This is a genomic window from Flavobacterium succinicans LMG 10402 (assembly GCF_000611675.1).
Taxonomy (GTDB): Bacteria; Bacteroidota; Bacteroidia; order Flavobacteriales; family Flavobacteriaceae; genus Flavobacterium; species Flavobacterium succinicans.
Window position 1 is genome coordinate 144,643 of the sequence record NZ_JATV01000004.1, and the last position, 20,500, is coordinate 165,142.

The following is a 20,500-nucleotide window of genomic DNA, read 5'->3' on the forward strand; positions in this document are numbered from 1 at the left end:
TATATGACCTTATGGTTCAAAAAACAGTTGCTATTCAAAAAGACTTCAATGGCTTCAATGTTTAAAAAAAACGTAATCTATGCGGTTAATTTTGAACCATTTAAGACATATAAGGTGGTTTAAGTTTTTTCTTTGTGAACCTTGTTTAAGCCTTTGTGCTCTTTGTGGTTAAATTTAATACCAAAGAAAACGCCTGATATTCTTATATGACCTTACATGCCTTTATATGGTTCAAATAACAGTTGCTATTCCAAAAAGACTTCAATGGCTTCAATGTTTAAAAAAAACCGTAATCTATGCGGTTAATTTTGAACCATTTAATACATATAAGGTGATTTAAGTTTTTTCTTTGTGAACCTTGTGTAAGCCTTTGTGCTCTTTGTGGTTAAATTTAATACCAAAGAAAACGCCTGATATTCTTATATGACCTTACATGCCCTTATATGGTTCAAATAACAGTTGCTATCCCAAAAAGACTTCAATGGCTTCAATGTTTAAAAAAAACCGAATCTATGCGGTTAAATTTTTTTACTAAGTCAACCTTGAATTCGCTATTTTTGCTTTCTTAAGTCAAATCAAAACTACTTTGGGATTATATAAAAGTCTATTCAAACAAACTGCGATATACGGATTAGCAACCGTTTTGCCTCGTATGCTCAGTTTTTTATTGGTGCGCTTGTACACCGGAATTTTACCAACAGCAGAGTATGGCGAAGTTTCTATCGTTCTCTCTTGGATGGTTTTTTTCAACGTAATTTTATCTTACGGTATGGAAACCGCTTTTTTCCGTTTCTACAGTGCCGAAACCGATAAAGAAAATGTCATCGCTACCAGTACCATTTCTATTTTTTGGTCTTCCATTTTGTTTTTGTTTGGTGCCTTAATTTTTAGAAACACCTTAGCTTCTTGGGCTCATGTAGATGTGCAATACATTACTTTTACCATTTGGATTTTGGTTTTAGATGCCTTGGTGATTATCCCTTTTTCAAAATTAAGGGCTAACAAACGCCCTATGATGTATGCTATTATCAAAATAGGGAATGTAGTTGTAAACTTGGCACTGAACCTTTATTTCTTATTGGTTTTGCCTAAAATTTATGCCGATAGTCCCGACTCTTTTTTAGGGAATATGTATATCGATAATTTCGAAATTGGATATATTTTCGTTTCTAATTTGTTAGCGAGTTTGCTCACTTTTGTGGTACTTTCACCTAATTATGTTTCGTTGAAACGCAATTTTGATGCGGTACTTTGGAAAAAAATGATGCGCTACGGTTTGCCTATCTTAATTGCAGGAATTGCTTTTGCGGTAAACGAACATTTTGACAAAATTTTATTAGGCTATTGGTTGCCGGACAACATTGCCAAATCCGAAGTAGGAGCTTATTCCGCCTGTTATAAATTAGGGCTTTTTATGGTACTTTTTGCCACGGCTTTTCGATTAGGAATAGAGCCGTTTTTCTTTAGCCATGCTAGTAATGAAAACGCCCCTCAAACTTATGCGATGATTACCAAGTATTTTGTCATTTTTGGTTCTTTGATTCTTTTGGGTGTCATTGTTTTTGCTGATATTTTAAAGCTATTATTATTAGACAATGAATCGTATTGGGAAGCGATGAAAGTGGTTCCTTTAATTATCTTGGCCAACTTCTTTTTAGGCATTTACAACAACCTTTCGGTTTGGTATAAACTAACGGACAAGACGATTATTGGGGCGTACATATCTATTGTTGGCGCACTTTTAACATTGCTTCTTAACTACATTTTGATTCCAACATTTAGCTATTACGGTTCGGCAATCGCTACGATTTCAGCTTATGGAAGTATGATGTTGATTTCCTATATTTTGGGCAAAAAACACTATCCTATTCCTTATGATATGGAAAAAATTGGTGCTTATTTGGGTATTTCAATTTTGTTTTCGGTGATTTCTTTTTATGGATTTAGAGAGAATTATTTCGTAGGAATCCCGTTATTGCTAGTGTTTCTTTATTTCATTTATCACAATGAGAAAACTACAATTTTGAATATTATTAAACGAAAAAAATAACCCTATGTACGGACAAGGTACGGACAAGTCGCGACTTGTCCATACGTTCCTACGAACAACAATTAAAAAATAAAAAATGACTATCAACATCATCAATACATCCGCACACGATTTACCTCATTATGAAACCATCGCTTCGGCGGGAATGGATTTGCGTGCGAATATAACCGAACCCATTACTTTGGCACCTTTGTCTAGAGCTATCGTGAAAACAGGTTTGTTTATTGAATTACCCATAGGTTACGAAGCACAAGTAAGACCTCGTAGTGGCTTGGCGGCCAAAAACGGAATCACCGTTCTCAATGCCCCAGGAACAATTGATGCCGATTATAGAGGGGAAATTGGTGTGATTTTAGTAAATTTATCCAATGAGACTTTCGTAATCCAAAACGGAGAACGCATCGCCCAATTAGTAATCGCCAAACACGAACGCGCCGAGTGGATTGTTGTTAACGAATTATCTGAGACCACCAGAGGCGCTGGAGGCTTTGGTAGCACGGGAGTAAAATAGTAAACAGTGTTCCGCTTTTAGTCTTCAGTTTGCAGTCGATAAAGGCAGTGTTTGAATAAAAGCTGGCAAAAATTAATCAGAAGAGTATTTCGTTTTGTCTTAATACTTAATTCTAAAATCTTAATACAAAGTTATAATGAAAATAATAGTACCAATGGCGGGACGTGGGTCTCGTTTAAGACCACATTCTTTAACCGTTCCAAAACCATTAATTCCTGTTGCAGGTAAACCCATAGTACATAGATTAGTAGAAGATATTGCCAAAATTTTAAAACAACCGATAGAGGAAATTGCTTTTATTTTAGGAGACGAAGCCTTTTTTGGAGACGATGTTGTGTCGAGTTTACAAGAATTAGCACAAGGATTAGGTGCCAAAGCTTCTATTTACCGTCAGGATTTACCGTTGGGAACGGGTCACGCTATTATGTGTGCCAAAGAATCTTTATCAGGACCTGCAGTTATTGCCTATGCTGATACTTTAATTCGTGCCGATTTTGAGTTAGATCCAGAAGCCGATGCTGTAATTTGGGTAAAACAAGTGGATGCACCAGAAGCCTATGGAGTAGTTAAACTTAATGAGCAAAATGAAATCGTAGAATTGGTAGAAAAACCAAAAGAGTTTGTGAGTGACTTAGCCGTTATCGGGATTTACTATTTCAAACAAGTGGAAGTTTTAAAACAAGAATTGCAAAACGTTTTGGACAACAACATCCAAAATGGAGGTGAATATCAAATCAACGATGGTATCAAAGGAATGATGGCCAATGGCAAAGTTTTCAAAACCGGAAGTGTAGACGAATGGATGGATTGCGGAAACAAAAACGTAACTGTCGAGACTAATGGTCGTATGCTTGGATTCTTGCAGCAAGACGGTGTTAATTTAATTGATCCTTCAGCAAAATTAGAGAATGCTACTATTATTCCTCCTTGTTTTATTGGGGAGAATGTTGTTTTGTCAAATGTAACTATTGGACCTAATGTATCTTTAGGAAAAGCTTGCCACGTTTTTGATTCAACCATCAAAAACAGTTTGATTCAAACGCACGCTCATATCAAAAACGCAACTTTAGATAATGCGATGATTGGAAATCACGTTACCTATGATGGGAATTTTACAAGCATAAGTATTGGAGATTATTCGGTTTTAGAATAAAAAATAAAGTAAAATGAATCGTAGCATTGTAGCAATCTTAGTTATGGGATTCTTTGGAATTCCATCTTTCGTTCAGGCACAAGCTGAACCGGAAGAGATTGCTATGGCTACAAACGAATTTCAAGATTCTTTTTATGAAGCATTAAAGCAAAAGGGAATAGAGAATTATGATAAAGCTATTGTATCTCTTGAAAAATGCTTAAAATCGCAACCCGAAGAAGCAGCAGTGCATTATGAATTGGGTAAAAATTACTTCGCATTAAAAAACTTTGACAAGGCTTATACTTCTTTTGAAAAAGCAGCTACTATAGATCCAACAAACAAGTGGTTTGTCGTTGGCATGTACGATGTGACTTATGCCACCAAAGCCTATCAAAAAGGGATAATCGTTTTGCAAAAACTGATCGTGTTGGACCCTAAGTTCAAAGAAGATTTAGTGACCTTGTATATGGCAACCAATCAATTGGATAAAGCGTTGGAATTGATCAATCAACTCAATGAAACCGTCGGTAAATCTGATGTACGCGAAGGCTATAAAAGTCGAATTTTATCCCAAGGTAAATATCAGAATACTGAAATTGAGCATTTGATTGGACAGATTGAGAAATTTCCAAAAGAAGAATCCAATTATATTGACTTGATTTATCGCTACTCCAAAAGTAATGAAGTAGAAAAAATGCTCGAAGTAGCCAAAAAGTTAGAACGAGAAATTCCTACTTCGGAATGGGCGCAAGTGAGTTTGTTTAAATTTCATATCGAAAAAAATGATGGCCCGAAAGCGGTTCAATCGATGAATATAGTGTTGGCAAGTAACAAAATAGATACTAAAATCAAGCATCGAGTGCTGAATGAGTTTTTACTTTTCGCCGGAAAAAATCCTCAATATGAATCGGATTTAGAGAAAGCGATTATAGTAATGGAGGCTGATCCCACCATTCCGGTAGCCAAGGAAATAGGCAATTTTTATTACAATAAAAAGCAATGGGAAAAAGCGGCAAAATATTATGAAAAAGCCATTAAAGCCGACCCCACTATTGCCATGGAAACGCCCATTTTGATGCTCCAATCGTTAACTGAGCTTCAAAAATTTGAGGTATTGGCGGCCAAGGCACAATCCTTGATGGAGTCTTATCCCTCGCAACCTCATTTTTATTATTATGCTGGACTAGCCTACAATCAGTTGCAGCAATACAAAAAAGCCAAAGACGTTTTAGAAACAGGAGTTGATTACCTTATTGACAATCCAATTTTAGAGACTAATTTTTATATTCAATTGGGAGAAACATTTAATGGTTTAGGAGATATGACGAAGAAAAATTTCTACTTTTCCAAAGCCAATCAATTAGTAAAAGAAAAGAAATAATGAAGAAATACGGATTACTTTTTGTGCTCATAACACTGATTTCTTGTAAATCTAAGTCGGTAGCAGTGATGGATATTCCTAAAGAAAACAAGAACATGACTAGTTCTGTTATCGAAAAATTATATCAAAACAAGAACAATTTCTCGACTTTGTACATCAAATCTAGTGCGAATTATGCGGATGAAAAGATGACTCAAAATGTTACGGCAGAAATTAAGATAAAAAAAGATGAACAAATATTAGTGAGTGTTCGTTTTTTGGGAATTACTATGGCCAAAGCGTTAATTACCCCTGAAGGAGTAAGCTATTACGAAAAAATTAATGGGAGTTATTTTGAAGGCGATTTTAAAGGGTTGAGTCAATGGCTTGGCACCGATTTGGATTATTCAAAAATTCAAAACTTGTTAGTAGGACAGGCCATAGATGATTTGTCGAAAGGGAAATACAATGAAACGCTAGAGCCAGGTGAAAAGTATAAACTAGAAGATTTGTCTAAGGATAATACTCAAAAATACTTCTTTATTGATGCCTTAAAATTCGTTCTTCAAAAGCAAGAAATTGCTCAAGCCAAAGAGGGAAGAAGTATTGCAGTAGCTTATGGAAATTTTGCACAGCACACCAATATGATATTGCCTTCGAATGTGCAGATTGTAGCCTCGCAACCCAAAGGAAATACTGAAATCAATCTCAATTACAATTCGATATCAGTGAATGAAGCACTTTCTTTTCCGTATAGTGTTCCTAGTGGATATAAAAGAATTTTAATTAAGTAAATTTGAATCAAAACTTTTTTAACATGCCAAAATTCCTTCTAAGTATACTTTTTTTATGTTTGACTTCATTAGTTTGGGGGCAAGAATCGCAGCAAGAAAAGTTAGAACAACGCAAAGCTCAGATCCTTCAAGAAATTAGAGAAAATGAAAGTCAGCTGCAGTCGGTTAAGAAAAAAGAAAAATCGGCAGTAACGGTGGTCATGTTACAAGCCAATAAAATTAAATTGCAGGAAAAGTTAATTAAGACCACTGAAAAACAAGCGAAGGTCTTGGGTAATGACATGTATATCAACCAAGTTAAAATTAATAAGCTTAAAAAAGAATTAGAAATACTCAAAGAAGATTATGCTCGAATGATTGTTAAATCCTACAAGAGTAGATCAGAGCAAAGTAAAGCTATGTTTTTATTATCCTCTGAAAACTTTTTACAAGCTTATAAAAGGGCACAATACATGAAACAATATTCGAGTTATCGAAAAATGCAGGGTGAAGAAATTCAATCCAAATCCCTTCAATTACAAGATTATAACGGACGATTGTCCATTCAAAAAAAGGAAAAGCAAAAAGTAATTGCTGACCGAGAAAAGGAAAAACAAGAACTTGAAAAGCAACGAAAGGAACAGCAGCGCTTGGTAAATGCCATTAAAAAAGACAAAAATAAAATCATGGCTGCGATTCGTAAAAAACAATCCGAAACCAAAGCGATTGATCGTCAAATTGACCGATTAATTCGGGAAGCCATTGCCGAGGCCAATAGAAAAGCAGCCAAAGACGGAACGGCAACAGGTGGCTCGTCCTCAAGAATAGCATTAACAGCTGAGGCTAAAATTTTGGCCGATAATTTTAGAGCCAATAAAGGAAAATTGCCGTGGCCAGTAGAAAAAGGTTTTGTCTCTTTGGGGTATGGTAAACAACCACATCCCGTTTTCCCAACACTAGTAATCAATAATAGTGGTGTCGAGATTACTACTGAGTCAGGAGCTTCCGCTCGATCAGTATTTGCAGGGGAAGTGACTAATATTATGGTCCTTTCTCCGATTAATAAAGCAGTGATGATTCAACATGGTGATTGTTTTACTGTCTATCAAAATTTAAGTTCTGTAGCTGTATCCAAAGGGGATAAAGTAGGAATCAAACAAAATTTAGGAAGGATACGAACCAATAATGAAGGTAAAACGGTTTTAAAATTTACCATATCTGAAAATGCTAATTACAACAATCCAGCGAATTGGTTGTATAATATGTAAAAGGAATGTTCGGTTTTTAAATGCCATTACCTCAAAAAAAGACATTAACTTCAATCATAATGGTTAACGTCTTTTTTTTGTTTTACTTTTGCTACAAATTATTTTAACACACGATTTGATTGTAATGGCTTTTTTTGGCTTAAGATTAAAGAGTACTTTCTAATTTTATAGTTCATAAATTTCTATTTTTGCACAAAAAAAACCTTTTACATGCCTAAGTCTCTCTATGTTTTATTGTTGATTGCTTATACTTCTTTTGTTGTGGCACAGCCGTCTCAACAAAAAAAGTTAGAAGAAAGTAAAGCTAAAATTCAAAAAGAAATTCTAGCCAATGAGCAAAAACTTCAAACGGTAAAGAAAAAGGAGAAATCAGTAGTTCATGTGATTGATCTACAAAACCAAAAGATTAAACTCAAGGAATCTTTAATTGCTACTACCGAGAAACAAACACAATTGCTTAGTAATGGTATGCAGTCTAATGAATTGAAGATAAAAAGATTAGACCACGAGTTACATTTGCTAAAAGCCGATTATGCAGAGATGATTCTCAAATCGTATAAAAGCCGTTCTGAAGAAAGTAGAGCCATGTTTATTTTGTCTTCATCTAGTTTTTTGCAGGCCTATAAGCGCTTACAATATATGAAGCAATATTCTAGTTATAGAGTAATGCAAGGCAAGGAAATCGAATCAAAATCAAAAGAATTACTCAATTTTTATGATAAATTAAAAGTTCAAAAAAGCCAAAAAGAGCAGCTAATTGCTGAGAATGAAAAAGAAAAAACATCTTTAGAAGTTGAAAAAAAAGAACAACAACAGATTGTTTTATCGCTTCAAAAAGATCAGAAGAAAATTATAGCTGAAATTAAGAAAAAGCACCAACAAGCTAAAGCGATCGATAAGGAAATAGATCGTTTAATCAGAAAAGCCATTGCCGAAGCCAATCGTAAAGCGGCTTTAGCTAGAGCTGCCAAAGAAAAAGCACTCAAAGAAAAGTTGGCTAAAGAGAAAGCTTTAGCCGATAAACTTGCTAAAGAGAAACTTGCTAGAGAATTAGCTGCCAAAGAAAAGGCTGTAGCTAGCAAATCGAATATCAAAGCAAATCCGACTGTGGTGACCAAACCAAAAGTAGTTGTTGCGGCGAAAGAAGTTCCCAAAAAAGCGGCGCCTGTATCTACCACCAAAATGGAGCTTACTTCGGAAGGAAAATTAGTTTCTGATAATTTCAAGGCCAACCGCGGACGATTACCTTGGCCTGTAGATAGAGGAGAAGTTTTTTTAGGGTTTGGTACACAGCCTCACCCAGTCTACAAAACTTTAACCATACAAAACAGCGGATTGTCTATAACAACCTACAAAGGAGCCAAAGCGAGAGCCGTTTTTGCTGGAGAAGTGTTTTCAGTAATTGCAATAGCCAACAGTAAGGCCGTAATGATTCAACATGGAGATTACTTTACAGTGTATCAAAATTTGGGGACAATTAATGTAGCTAAAGGCGATAAAGTGACCGCCAAGCAACCTCTTGGAACCATTAACACGAACGCAGATGGCAAAACTTTATTGAAGTTTACCTTGTGTGAGAATGTTAATTATGTGAATCCCAAACCATGGTTATCGGCTAAATAGATTTTACTTTTACTAGCTTTTTCATTATCTAAAACAATAGCATTGGCTACTTTTAAACTATGAGTATTTTAAAAATTATTTTTTGGTTTTTTTGGAGGATTTGGTTTTACATTCTAATGGCTATTCCAATTGTTGTATTCTTGCCTTTTCTTTTGATCTCTATCTTAGCCGAAAGTTGGTACCCTTATTTTTTTCGTATTGCACGAATTTGGGCTAAATTCATTTTGTTTGGAATGGGTTTTAGATATCAGGTACAGCAAGAAGCAACTTTAGAGCCCAATACCAGTTATATGATAATAGCCAATCATACTTCAATGATTGATATTATGTTGATGTTAGCTATAGTTAAAAATCCTTTTGTCTTTGTAGGAAAAAAAGAATTAGTTGCAATCCCGTTGTTTGGTTTTTTCTATAAACGCACTTGTATTTTAGTCGATCGTGGTTCAGCCCAAAGCAGGCTTGCTGTTTTTGAAGCAGCACAACAAAGAATAAATAGAGGATTAAGTGTTTGTATTTTTCCGGAAGGTGGAGTGCCTGATGATGAATCTATTCTATTGGATCATTTTAAAGATGGTGCTTTCCGATTAGCAATAGAACATCAAATTCCCATTGTACCCATTACGTTTCCTGACAATAAAAAAAGGTTCTCGTTTACTTTTTTTAGTGGTAGTCCTGGTACTATGCGTGCGTACATCCATCAACCGATAAGTACTAAAGGTTGTACACTTGAGACAAAGAAAAGAATTAAAGAGGATTGTTATCAGGTCATTAAAAAACAACTTTTGATGAGTGAATAGTAAATTATAAGAGTAATCTTTCTATTTTACCTTTTTATCTTTTAATATTTCGTACAATACACTTTTATTTTTTAAATATGCGATTCTCAGCGATATAAAAAAATAAGAAATTATTGATGTATTTCAAAAAAAATACCGTTTCAAGTGAATGAAACGGTATTTTTTCTTATTTAAGAATCAATTTTTATTCGTTAGCGAGTTCTTTGATTCTATTTTTAATTTTTATTTCTAATTCATCAGCCAATTCTGGATTGTCTTTGATTAATGTTTTTACGGCATCTCTACCTTGACCTAATTTGGTATCACCATAGCTAAACCAAGAACCTGCTTTTTTAACAATTTCAAATTCAACGGCTAAATCCAAAATTTCACCGGTTTTAGAAATACCTTCACCATACATAATATCAAATTCGGCTACTTTGAAGGGTGGTGCTACTTTATTTTTTACAATTTTAACTTTAGTTCTGTTTCCTAATACGTTTTCCCCATCTTTAATTTGGGTTGAACGACGGATGTCTAAACGTACAGATGCATAAAATTTTAACGCGTTACCTCCAGTAGTGGTCTCTGGATTGCCAAACATTACGCCGATTTTTTCTCTCAATTGGTTGATAAAGAAAACCGTACAATGAGTTTTACTGATGGTTCCTGTAAGTTTTCGTAAGGCTTGAGACATTAATCGGGCGTGTAATCCCATTTTTGAATCTCCCATTTCACCTTCAATTTCGCTTTTTGGCGTTAAGGCTGCCACAGAGTCAATCACCACAATATCGATTGCTCCAGAACGGATTAGATTTTCGGCAATTTCTAAGGCTTGTTCTCCGTTATCAGGTTGCGATATGATTAAATTTTCGATATCTACACCCAATTTTTCTGCATAATTTCTATCGAATGCGTGCTCCGCATCAATAAAAGCAGCAATTCCACCTGCTTTCTGAGCTTCTGCAATCGCATGTAATGTTAGGGTTGTTTTACCAGATGATTCTGGTCCATAGATTTCTATAATTCTTCCTTTTGGGTATCCATTTACGCCTAATGCTAAATCAATACCTAAGGATCCTGAAGAGATGGTTTCTACTTCTTCAATGGCTTTATCGCCCATTTTCATTACGGTACCTTTTCCGTAGGTTTTGTCTAATTTATCTAGCGTTAATTGTAACGCTTTTAATTTGGCTTCTTTGTCTGAACTCATCTTTTCTTTCGTCTTTTTTTGGGTTGGAAACTCTATGATTGGCGTGTAAAGTTGTTGTTTCTTACTTGTTTACGTAAAAATACATTTTTTTAATGTCTTATCCATGCTTGCTTTCTATTTGTGTTAATAAAAAAAGCGTTAGTCGTTAAATAAGGCCTTTAATTCGGTTGCGTCGTGAGGGCTCAATTTTCCTGCGAGCACCAAACTGAGTTGTTTACGACGTAAAGCGGCATCAAAACGTTGTCTTTCTAGTTCGGTTTCTGGAATAATAGGTGCTACTTCTACAGGCCTTCCGGTGTCATCAACGGCTACAAATGTGTAGATGCCTTCGTTGGCTTTGGTTCGCAAACCAGATTCGCGATCTTCAATCCAAACATCAATGTAAATTTCCATGGAACTTTTAAAAGATCTGGAAATTTTAGCCTCTAAGGTCACTACACTTCCTATTGGAACGGCTCTATTGAAAGCCACATGGTTAACAGAAGCGGTCACCACAATTCGTCTTGAGTGTCGTCGTGCAGCGATACTTGCGGCGCGATCCATACGTGCTAGTAATTCACCGCCAAAAAGATTGTTTAACGGATTGGTTTCGCTAGGTAGTACCAAGTCGGTCAATATGGTTAAGGATTCAGAAGGATGTTTTGAAATCATATAGTTATGTAAACAATTAAATTTAATTGAGCAAGTACACCGCAAGTACGGCAGGAATGAAATAGATGACAATTGTTCTTGCACCATCATAATCTTTGGCTATTCTTTGACCAAACAATAGCATGAGTAAGGTTATACAAGAAAACAAAGCGCCATAGTATCCGTACAGTTTCCCATTGGTGATGTACAGTTCGATACTGCCAATGATGCATAATACTCCTGAAATAATTTCTAATAGTAATACGTGTGCTAAGGCCAAGGGTACTTGTTTTTTTAAGGGTGTTTGTGCAAAATGCCCTTTTAGCCAGGAAACATTATCTTTCCAATAAAATATTTTATCATATCCAGATTGTAAAAAAGTAATGGCCAAAAATACAAGTAATAATAAAGAGGCGGTATTATTCATGATTGTTATTTTTTATGGATTAATCGAGTTAATTGAATGGATAAATCGGTCAAAATGATTTTAGCATTACCATTTCTTTCAATATGGTACATGGCTTCTGCTATTTTTTCATAAATAGGCTGAATGTTGCCACCATGAATGAAAGGGGCAAAATTTTCCAACTTAAATTTTTCTACTTTGGGTTCCATATACACCAAAGAATTGGCTTGATAGTTCAGTAAAAGCGCTTGTCGGAACATTTCGATACAAAAGGACAAGAATTTTTTTTGTCTTTCCCTTCCTAATTGTGCTATTTGTTCACTCCACTCAATCAAGTCTTGAATGGCACTGGCGTTTCCTTTGGCTTTAAAAGCAGCACGTACCCAAACTACAAACCACTCTTCAAAAACTAAATCATCTGCATCTTGATGCAATAAATGGAGTGCTTTGTTATAATTTCCTTGCGCTTGATGAGCTATATTTTGAGCAATTTTTGAATCAATGTTATGTAAATCAATTAATGCTTTTGTAATTTCTGTTTCTGGAATACCATTAAAATGAATGGCTTGACAACGCGATCGGATGGTAGAAATGAGCGATTCTTCATTTTCAGTAATTAAAATGAAAATGGTTTTTTCAGGTGGTTCCTCCAAAAGTTTTAACAATTTGTTTGCGGCTGCGGTATTGAGTTTATCCGCCATCCAAACAATCATTATTTTGTGTCCTCCCTCGTACGATTTTAGAGCTAAAGATTTAAGAATTTCTTGCGCATCATCTACTCTTATTTCACCTTGCTTATTCTGTACCCCTAAAAAGGCGTACCAATCCGATAAACTGCCATAGGGGTTTTGTAATACAAAAGCTCTCCATTCTGAAATAAAATCGATGCTTTTGGGTTTGCTTTTTACCTCCTCGGTACTTACAGTGGGATACACAAAATGCAAATCGGGATGTCCTAGGCTTTCAAATTTTAGATTACAACTTTCATTCCCATTACTATTATCAGAAAGGGTGTTTTGACATAAAATATATTGTGCATAAGCAATGGCGGTAGCCAATGTTCCCGAGCCTTCTGGTCCTGTAAATAATTGTGCGTGAGGTATTCTGCCAGAAGAGGCACTTTGAGTGAGGTGATTTTTGATGTGTTTTTGACCTAGTATAGCTGAAAATTGCATTGAGCAAAGATAAAAGAAATTGATAAAGTCTAAAATATTAGAGTGTAATCTTTATCGTGATGTAAATTTGGTGAGTTTTTATTTTTTTGGTTTGTAAATAATTACTGTTTATTAACAATTTTTATTTGTTAAATTTTTAATTTTCTTGACTTTATTTCTTGTTAATACTTGATGTGTTTTGATGTATAAGTAGCATAAAAACAAGGGGTTAAAGACTTTTTTTATCGATGAAATACATTTTTTTTAAATATATGTACTATTTTTTACGCATAAAATTATGGCTAAAAGTTGTGAGTTAATTTAATTTGTTTATTTTTGTTATTAACATTTTAATTAACAAAAAAGAAAAGCATGAAAGGGAAAATTATTTTTTTTGGGTTAGTATTATTATTAACAGTTGGAGTTGCTTCAGCACAAACTAAAGCGCCTCAGAGTATTATTAGTAGAACAGCTTTGGTAAAAAAATACTATTCAAAGCCAGAATTGGAAACTTTGCAAAAAGGACCTTTGTTGGAATTGTATATTGAGAGAATCAAAGTGTTGGTTAAAACGTTACCTTATATTGCCTTGGTTAGCAAACCAGGAGTTACTTTGACGGATTTAGGTATTCCAGAAGATGCAAACAATACTAAAGCATTGAATACTCAAGCGGAAAGTATGAATTCATTTTTGGATGTAACCGTTGATTTTCAAAGAAAAATGGTGCCTTATGCAGATAAAGGAAATTTAATTTCAGCTATTTTATTCTACGAAGAAACTTTAAAATCTTTAAACAGTCTAGGAGATAATTAACTCCTAAGACTTGTTTTTTATAAATAAGTTTACAAATAACCTACCTACTAAAATAACCAATTTATCGCAAGTCATCGATTTTTAAAAGAAACGCCCTAAATCTTTAAATCTTATGAAAAAAATAACTCAGATTTTAGCTTTAATGCTATTGTTTACTTGTTCTGTTCAGGCACAACAAGAAAAAGGTATTTTTGGTTCTTTGAATTGGTTAAACAATTGGACGGAATTTAAGCCTACCCGATTGGATTATGGTGAGGCGAATCAAATTTTAGCAGGTAACATATCAACGGACACCAAATTGCTGAAAAGAAATATTTATCTTTTGCAAGGTCCTGTTTATGTAAATAATAATGCCGTTCTTACTATTGAACCAGGTACAGTAATTATTGGTGATTTTGGTTCAGGAGCTGCTTTAGTCATTACCAAAGGAGCAAAAATTATGGCTGATGGTTTAGAAACAGATCCTATTGTTTTTACTTCTAGTCGTAGTTTGAAAAAACCAGGAGACTGGGGAGGAATAATTATACTTGGTGATGCACCAATTAACAAGTTTGGCGGTGTCTCTTCTGTGAACTATGGTTTGGATAATGCTATGACGGTTTATGGTGGTTCAAATCCTGCTGCTAATGCTGGTGTTTTACGTTATGTTCGCATAGAGTATGCAGGTAGCAAAGTTAGAGGAGATGAAAACTTCAATGGTTTACTATTAGCAGGAATAGGAAATGCAACTGTACTTGAAAATGTGATGGTAAGTTTTTCGGCAGGCGATTCTTTCACTGTGTACGGTGGAGACGTAGCCATGAAAAAAATGGTTTCTTTGAAATCTAGTGCTATAGATTATAAATTTAATTATGGAGCACAATGTAAATTAGATAATTCTTTGGCTATTCGTTCTTCTTACATTTCTAGTAGTACTACTGCTTACCGATGTTTAGATGTAGCTTCTTATTTGCAAAAAGCTGAAGTTGATTTTACTAAAAAACAAACCAATGTAGTAGCTACGAACATGACATTGGTTAATGATAGTGCCGATTTGTTAGCAGACATGCAAAAAAATCTTATTAAGGATGCGGTTAGAGTGGCCGAAAATTCTTTTCTTGAATTAAAAAGAAGTGTGATTTCAGGTTTTAATCCAGCTGTAATTTTGGATGCAAATATTGAAGTAACTGCTACCAATTTGAAAAAAATTAAGTTAGAGCAATTGTACATTAATTCTTGTAAAGGAAATATTTTTACAGAGTTTAACCCTAATAATGAAGAGTTAGAAAATTGGTACGGAAATAGTGCTTTTTTTAATGTGTATGACAAACAAAATAATTCTGAAGCTTTTTTAGATGCTTTTAATGAAAAAAGACCTGATTTCAGATTAAAAATTTCAAAAATTACGGCTTCAAATAACAACTAGTTTATTTTTAAAGATAAAAACTTTGATTGTCCCCCAACGATCGAAGTTTTTATTTTTATAATCATAAATTTATGTAAAAATCTGATTTTCGATATGTACAGGCAGCACAATAAAGTCTTTTTTTTGCTTCGTTTTTTATTTTTATACATTGGATTAGCTCCGTTTATATCGTTAAAAGCTCAAGTCTCAATAGGAAAACCTACTTTCCCTTTTACACAAATTTGTGCCAATCCGGTATTCAATACCTTTGAAGTCAATTTTAGTTTTACGCCTACCACAGGACTTAGTGCTTCCAATCAGTTCATTGTAGAACTTTCAGATGGGGCAGGAAGTTTTGCGACTCCAACAGTGCTACATACTAGTGCAGCAGGCGCTATTACTACCTCTCCTGCTAAGATTACTTTTGCAGTTCCGGTTACTACTAGTGGTGAGAATTATAGAATTCGCGTTCGTAGTACTGCACCAATAGCCACCAGCCAATCGTCTAATTCTTTTCCAGCCTATTACAAACCGCAAGATGCCCAATTTACGATAAACAACAACGATTCTAATGTAGTGATTTGCACAGGCGGTTCCTATGTTTTATCTATCGATAATCCTGGAACAGGAGCTAATGATTCTCCTCTCAAATATCCAGGACTTACATTCAATTGGTTTCGTGATAATGGTCCCACGGTGTTGCCTACAAAAGTAGCCTCAGCTGTAGGAGGCAATTATACGGTATCTACTCCAGGGGTATACTATGCTGAAACGAATTATGGCAGTTGTACCTCTGATTCCTATTCTAATAGGGTAACGGTCACTTCGTCTACTTCTGGCGCAACTGCGGTGATTACGTCAAGTTTAGGTAATCCTTTTTGTAGTAGTCAAGGCGCTACTGTTTTGTCGGCTACCCAAGGAAATACTTATCAATGGTTTAAAGACAATCAGGCCATCGCTAATGCAACAAATCAAACGTATTCAACGGCTATCCCAGGTAAATACAGTGTTAAAATTGGTTTTGGCTCTTGTGATGCCAATGCCAGTATCGATTTGCAAGAAGGGACATTTAATGCTAGTTTAAACGTGCTGGCGACTAGCTCCATTGTTCCTGGAGAAAATTTAAATGTGGCAGTTTCTACTGATGCTACGAATCCCTCATATAAGTGGTTTTTAAACGGGAATCAAATTCCAAATGTAACAGCCAGTACTTATAGCGCGACCGTTAAAGGAACTTATAAAGTGACCATAACACAGCCAGGTAATTGTGCGATTTTCAAAGATCTTATTTTTGAAGTAACCTATACGACGGATCCCAACCCGTTTCCTGAAGTTTCCAATATTCCAAATATCATCAGTCCTAATGGTGATTTTATCAATGACACCTGGGTGCTCCCTTTAGAATATGTCAATGGAAAAGATGTTGAAGTGGTAATTGTTAGTGCTTTTGGCGAAGTGGTAGTTCAAACCCGTAATTACCAAAACGATTGGCCTACGATCACCAATCCTATTGATTTTAAAAATGTGAATCCGATCTACTATTATATTATCACGACCCCCGACAACAAGGTAAAAAAAGGATCCATAACTGTGATTAAATAATATGAGGAAAATTTTACTATTTATTATCATTTCAGTTGGTTTACACCAAGAACTCTATGCTCAAACCAATCAGGTGGAGGATGGAGTTGTTTCATTTTCCTTACCCTTTAGAAATTCTTTAAAGTTTAATCGCTTTGTAATTAATCCAACATTTAGTTTTGTTCGAGAGCAAAACACCTTTGCAACGATATATAGCAAACGACAATGGTTGCAGTTTAATGATGCACCCACAACTTATGTTGCGAGTTATTCGGGTCGATTTTTAGACAATGAAGGAATTGGAATTGGTGTTTTTCAACACAATATTGGCGTATTGACCACTTTTGGAGGAATAGTAAATTTCACACATAATGTTGAATTGGAACAAGACAGCAATCTTACTTTTGGATTGAATCTTGGTGCTTACAAAAGCGGTTTAAATGCTGGTAAAGTAATTACTAATGGCGTTGCCGATCCCTCTTTAAACAATATCCCCTCTAATTTTTTACTCACCGTGAGTCCAGGGATTAACTATGGTACTGCATTTTTAGATTTTGGAGTGGCCTTTAATAATATGATCACTTACAACTTCTCAAGTGCTAAAATGCTGCAAGACGATCTAGAAAAGGGCATTCAAGCGCATGTCATGTACACAGGCTATTTGGACACCTATGGTCTTTTTGATAAAAGTAAATTTTCAGCTTTAATTCGTTCCGAGTTCAAAAAAGAAAAAACCATCCTATCTGGGACCGCTACTTTTGCTACCCCATTAGGGATTTGGGCGCAAGCGGGATATAACAGTTTGTATGGTTTGTCAGGGGGTATTGGAATGAATATTACACCGACGATTTCCCTTGAATATATAACAGAAAAAGGATTGTCAGGGTTTTCTAATTTTGGATTTTCTCATGAAATTGTTCTAGCCTATAAGTTTAAAAGTAAAAACTATTACCACGGAGATGATGAGGAGACTGCTGCGTTGATTGTGCCTAATGTAGCACCTGCTCCAAAAAAATCTGTAAAAACAGCCCCAGTACAACCCAAACAAAGTACGCTATTGTCTCCAATAGACAAGGCGAATTTGGAGGCTGCACGTAAAGAGGCCCAAGCAGAAAGAGAACAATTGCGTTTGGCCAAATTAAAAGAAATTGCTGATGCGAAAGCCAAAGCAGATGCAGATGCGAAAGCGAAGCTATTGGCCAATGAAGCAGCACAAAAAGCGGCTATAGAAGCGGAACGATTGAAGCAAGCCAAATTGGCTGCTGATGCAAAACTAAAAGCAGAAGCGGCTACTAAGGCTAAAACAGCAGTGCCGTCTACTACAGTAAATGATGCAGCTGAAAAAGCACGTTTGGCTAAACTTGCAACCGATGCCAAGGCAAAAGCAGATGCAGAAGCCGAGCGTTTACGTAAAGAAAAATTAGCTGCAGAAGCGAAAGCTAAAGTTGAAGCCGATGCAAAAGCCAAAGCTGCTGCGGATGCCGAGCGTTTACGTCAAGAGAAACTAGCTGCTGAAGCCAAAGCGAAAGCTGACGCTAAAGCAAAAGAAATAGCCGATGCAGAAGCGAAGGCTAAATTAGAAGCCGATGCAAAAGCCAAAGCTGCTGCGGATGCTGAACGTTTACGTCAAGAGAAATTAGCTGCTGAAGCCAAAGCGAAAGCCGACGCAGAAGAAAAAGCTAAAGTAGAAGTGGATGCCAAAGCCAAAGCTGCTGCGGATGCCGAGCGTTTACGTCAAGAGAAATTAGCTGCTGAAGCCAAAGCGAAAGCCGACGCAGAAGAAAAAGCTAAAGTAGAAGTGGATGCCAAAGCCAAAGCTGCTGCGGATGCCGAGCGTTTACGTCAAGAGAAATTAGCTGCAGAATCTAAAGCGAAAGCCGATGCAGAAGCGAAAGCTAAATTAGAAGCGGATGCCAAAGCTAAAGCTGCTGCGGATGCTGAACGTTTACGTCAAGAGAAACTAGCTGCTGAAGCCAAAGCGAAAGCTGACGCTAAAGCAAAAGAAATAGCCGATGCAGAAGCAAAAGCTAAAGTAGTAGCTGACGCCAAAGCCAAAGCTACTGCGGATGCCGAGCGTTTACGTCAAGAGAAACTAGCTGCTGAAGCCAAAGCGAAAGCTGATGCAGAAGCCAAAGCTAAATTGGAAGCAGACACTAAAGCCAAAGCTGCTGCCGATGCTGAGCGTCTACGTCAAGAGAAATTAGCTACTGAAGCCAAAGCGAAAGCGGATGCCAAAGCAAAAGAAATAGCTGATGCAGAAGCCAAAGCTAAATTGGAAGCAGACACTAAAGCCAAAGCTGCTGCGGATGCTGAACGTTTACGTCAAGAGAAATTAGCTGCTAAAGCAAAAGAAATAGCTGATGCAGAAGCCAAAGCTAAATTGGAAGCAGACACTAAAGCCAAAGCTGCTGCCGATGCTGAGCGTTTACGTCAAGAGAAACTAGCCGCTGAAGCTAAAGCGAAAGCCGACGCTAAAGCCAAAGAAATAGCTGATGCGGAAGCGAAAGCTAAAGTAGAAGCGGACGCAAAAGCTAAAGCTGCTGCGGATGCCGAGCGTTTACGTCAAGAGAAATTAGCTGCAGAAGCCAAAGCGAAAGCCGATGCAGAAGCGAAAGCTAAAGTAGAAGCGGACGCAAAAGCCAAAGCTGCTGCGGAAGCCGAGCGTTTACGTCAAGAGAAATTAGCTGCAGAAGCCAAAGCAAAAGCCGATGCAGAAGCGAAAGCTAAAGTAGAAGCTGATGCCAAAGCAAAAACTGCTGCCGACGCGAAACAAAAATCGGATGCTGAAGCAGAGAGAATTCGCTTGGCTAAAATAGCTGCTGCCGCTGCAGTTGTTCCAGTTGTTAAAGACGCGAGTGCTATAGCTATTGATGATTTGGCCAAACAAGCAGAAACCTCTAGTCAAATGCAAAAATCGTTAATCGCTCAATTAGATCAGAAGGTTGCGGCTAAAGCCAAAGAATTGAGAGACATGAAGGAAGAAAATGATTTGAGCGAGCAAGGTATTTTTAAAGAGCCACAAGAAATTAAGAGCACTGTTAATGATAATGCAGTGATTGAATCGTTGAAATCACAAATTTCAGCCATGAACAAGATGCAAGAGGATAACATTGTTAAAATCAAAAACTTGTTTGATGAACGTATCAAAAAAGGAGCTAGCGCTACCGATGCGTTGAGTATAAACTATTTAAAATCGATTGATCAATTAAAAGCAGAACAAGCGGCAAGTGTTCAAACTAATACAAAATTAGTACAGTCGTTAGAGAACATTAAGGTCGCAGTAGAAGTTGAGAAAAAACGACGCATCAAACGTGCCAATTCGTTGAATTCTTCTGATCGTTTGGCGCAGGATCAAGCCGCCTTGAAACGCATCAAGGAGACCACGAAGCTGAGTGCCACTCCTTTGACGGTAAGCGATTTTGATTTTGGAGAAGAACAATCGAACATGCAAATTATGAAACGTGTAGAAAATACACCTAGTGGCTATTATATGATTATGGCGGTTCACAAAGATGTCGCTAAACGTGATGCCTTTTTGACCAAAGCCGTAGCCTCGGGAATGAAAAATGTATCATTCTACTACGATGCCAGCACTAGTAGTTATTACATCTATAACGGCATGTTTGATAATTTACAAGAAGCACAAGAAGAAATTAAAAACAAAACCACGAATGCCTCTACCAGTAAAATGGTGATTATAAAAGTGGAAAATTAAGAAGAACAGTTAAAATATTACGATATACCATATAGATAACCATTATAAAAGTTTTTTTTATCGTTGCTTTTTCCTCCCCAAGAATTAGCAACGATAAAAGTAAATACC

At 36.2% G+C, this 20,500-nt stretch carries 16 protein-coding genes; 12 read left to right on the plus strand and 4 right to left on the minus strand.

What is annotated here, in order from left to right; all coding sequences use genetic code 11:
• The first annotated feature begins 586 nt into the window (after positions 1–586).
• The 8 genes from AO58_RS0104605 to AO58_RS0104640 all read left to right on the plus strand — a co-directional run bounded on the left by AO58_RS0104605 (position 587) and on the right by AO58_RS0104640 (position 9,517).
• Positions 587–2,050 (plus strand): lipopolysaccharide biosynthesis protein, encoded by a 1,464-nt coding sequence (locus tag AO58_RS0104605; protein ID WP_024980579.1) that lies wholly within the window; start codon positions 587–589, stop codon positions 2,048–2,050.
• Positions 2,051–2,126: 76 nt separating this feature from the next.
• Positions 2,127–2,561 (plus strand): dUTP diphosphatase, encoded by a 435-nt coding sequence (gene dut / locus AO58_RS0104610; RefSeq protein ID WP_024980580.1) that lies wholly within the window; start codon positions 2,127–2,129, stop codon positions 2,559–2,561.
• 136 nt (positions 2,562–2,697) lie between these two features.
• Positions 2,698–3,714, plus strand: a complete 1,017-nt coding sequence (locus AO58_RS0104615) for a sugar phosphate nucleotidyltransferase (RefSeq protein WP_024980581.1) — start codon at positions 2,698–2,700, stop codon at positions 3,712–3,714.
• Positions 3,715–3,727: 13 nt separating this feature from the next.
• A complete protein-coding gene (locus tag AO58_RS0104620; protein ID WP_024980582.1) occupies positions 3,728–5,077 on the plus strand; it encodes a tetratricopeptide repeat protein in 1,350 nt (449 codons plus the stop codon).
• Positions 5,077–5,850: a lipoprotein insertase outer membrane protein LolB1 gene (lolB1, locus tag AO58_RS0104625; protein WP_024980583.1), complete on the plus strand. Its 774-nt coding sequence runs from the start codon at positions 5,077–5,079 to the stop codon at positions 5,848–5,850. The genes AO58_RS0104620 and lolB1 overlap by 1 nt, the downstream gene beginning before the upstream one ends.
• 23 nt (positions 5,851–5,873) lie before the next feature.
• Positions 5,874–7,097: a murein hydrolase activator EnvC family protein gene (locus tag AO58_RS0104630; protein WP_024980584.1), complete on the plus strand. Its 1,224-nt coding sequence runs from the start codon at positions 5,874–5,876 to the stop codon at positions 7,095–7,097.
• A 210-nt stretch (positions 7,098–7,307) separates the two neighbouring features.
• A complete protein-coding gene (locus AO58_RS0104635) occupies positions 7,308–8,720 on the plus strand; it encodes a murein hydrolase activator EnvC family protein (RefSeq protein WP_024980585.1) in 1,413 nt (470 codons plus the stop codon).
• A gap of 59 nt (positions 8,721–8,779) precedes the next feature.
• A complete protein-coding gene (locus AO58_RS0104640) occupies positions 8,780–9,517 on the plus strand; it encodes a lysophospholipid acyltransferase family protein (protein ID WP_024980586.1) in 738 nt (245 codons plus the stop codon).
• A 184-nt stretch (positions 9,518–9,701) separates the two neighbouring features.
• On the opposite strand, the gene recA is transcribed toward AO58_RS0104640, so the two are convergent.
• The 4 genes from recA to AO58_RS0104660 form a co-directional block, all read right to left on the minus strand.
• A complete protein-coding gene (gene recA / locus AO58_RS0104645) occupies positions 9,702–10,709 on the minus strand; it encodes a recombinase RecA (protein ID WP_024980587.1) in 1,008 nt (335 codons plus the stop codon).
• Between the two features lie 138 nt (positions 10,710–10,847).
• Positions 10,848–11,360: an acyl-CoA thioesterase gene (locus AO58_RS0104650; protein ID WP_024980588.1), complete on the minus strand. Its 513-nt coding sequence runs from the start codon at positions 11,358–11,360 to the stop codon at positions 10,848–10,850.
• Between the two features lie 22 nt (positions 11,361–11,382).
• Positions 11,383–11,766, minus strand: coding sequence for a DoxX family membrane protein (locus AO58_RS0104655; RefSeq protein ID WP_024980589.1), 384 nt, complete (start codon positions 11,764–11,766; stop codon positions 11,383–11,385).
• A gap of 5 nt (positions 11,767–11,771) precedes the next feature.
• The gene (locus tag AO58_RS0104660; RefSeq protein ID WP_024980590.1) at positions 11,772–12,920 is read right to left on the minus strand and encodes a DNA polymerase III subunit; all 1,149 of its coding nucleotides are present in this window, start codon (positions 12,918–12,920) and stop codon (positions 11,772–11,774) included.
• 351 nt (positions 12,921–13,271) lie between these two features.
• Here AO58_RS0104660 and AO58_RS0104665 point away from each other — a divergent pair, with 351 nt between their 5' ends.
• The 4 genes from AO58_RS0104665 (at position 13,272) to AO58_RS0104680 (ending at position 20,392) form a co-directional block, all read left to right on the plus strand.
• Positions 13,272–13,712 carry a hypothetical protein gene (locus AO58_RS0104665; protein WP_024980591.1) on the plus strand — a complete coding sequence of 147 codons (441 nt, stop codon included), beginning with the start codon at positions 13,272–13,274 and terminating at the stop codon, positions 13,710–13,712.
• Between the two features lie 112 nt (positions 13,713–13,824).
• Entirely contained in the window at positions 13,825–15,117 is a 1,293-nt protein-coding gene (locus tag AO58_RS0104670) for a beta-helix domain-containing protein (RefSeq protein WP_024980592.1), read from the plus strand.
• A gap of 123 nt (positions 15,118–15,240) precedes the next feature.
• Positions 15,241–16,698 carry a T9SS type B sorting domain-containing protein gene (locus AO58_RS0104675; protein WP_244530668.1) on the plus strand — a complete coding sequence of 486 codons (1,458 nt, stop codon included), beginning with the start codon at positions 15,241–15,243 and terminating at the stop codon, positions 16,696–16,698.
• Between the two features lies 1 nt (position 16,699).
• Complete coding sequence (locus AO58_RS0104680; RefSeq protein ID WP_024980594.1) at positions 16,700–20,392, plus strand: PorP/SprF family type IX secretion system membrane protein; 3,693 nt, start codon at positions 16,700–16,702, stop codon at positions 20,390–20,392.
• The last annotated feature ends 108 nt before the right edge of the window (positions 20,393–20,500 follow it).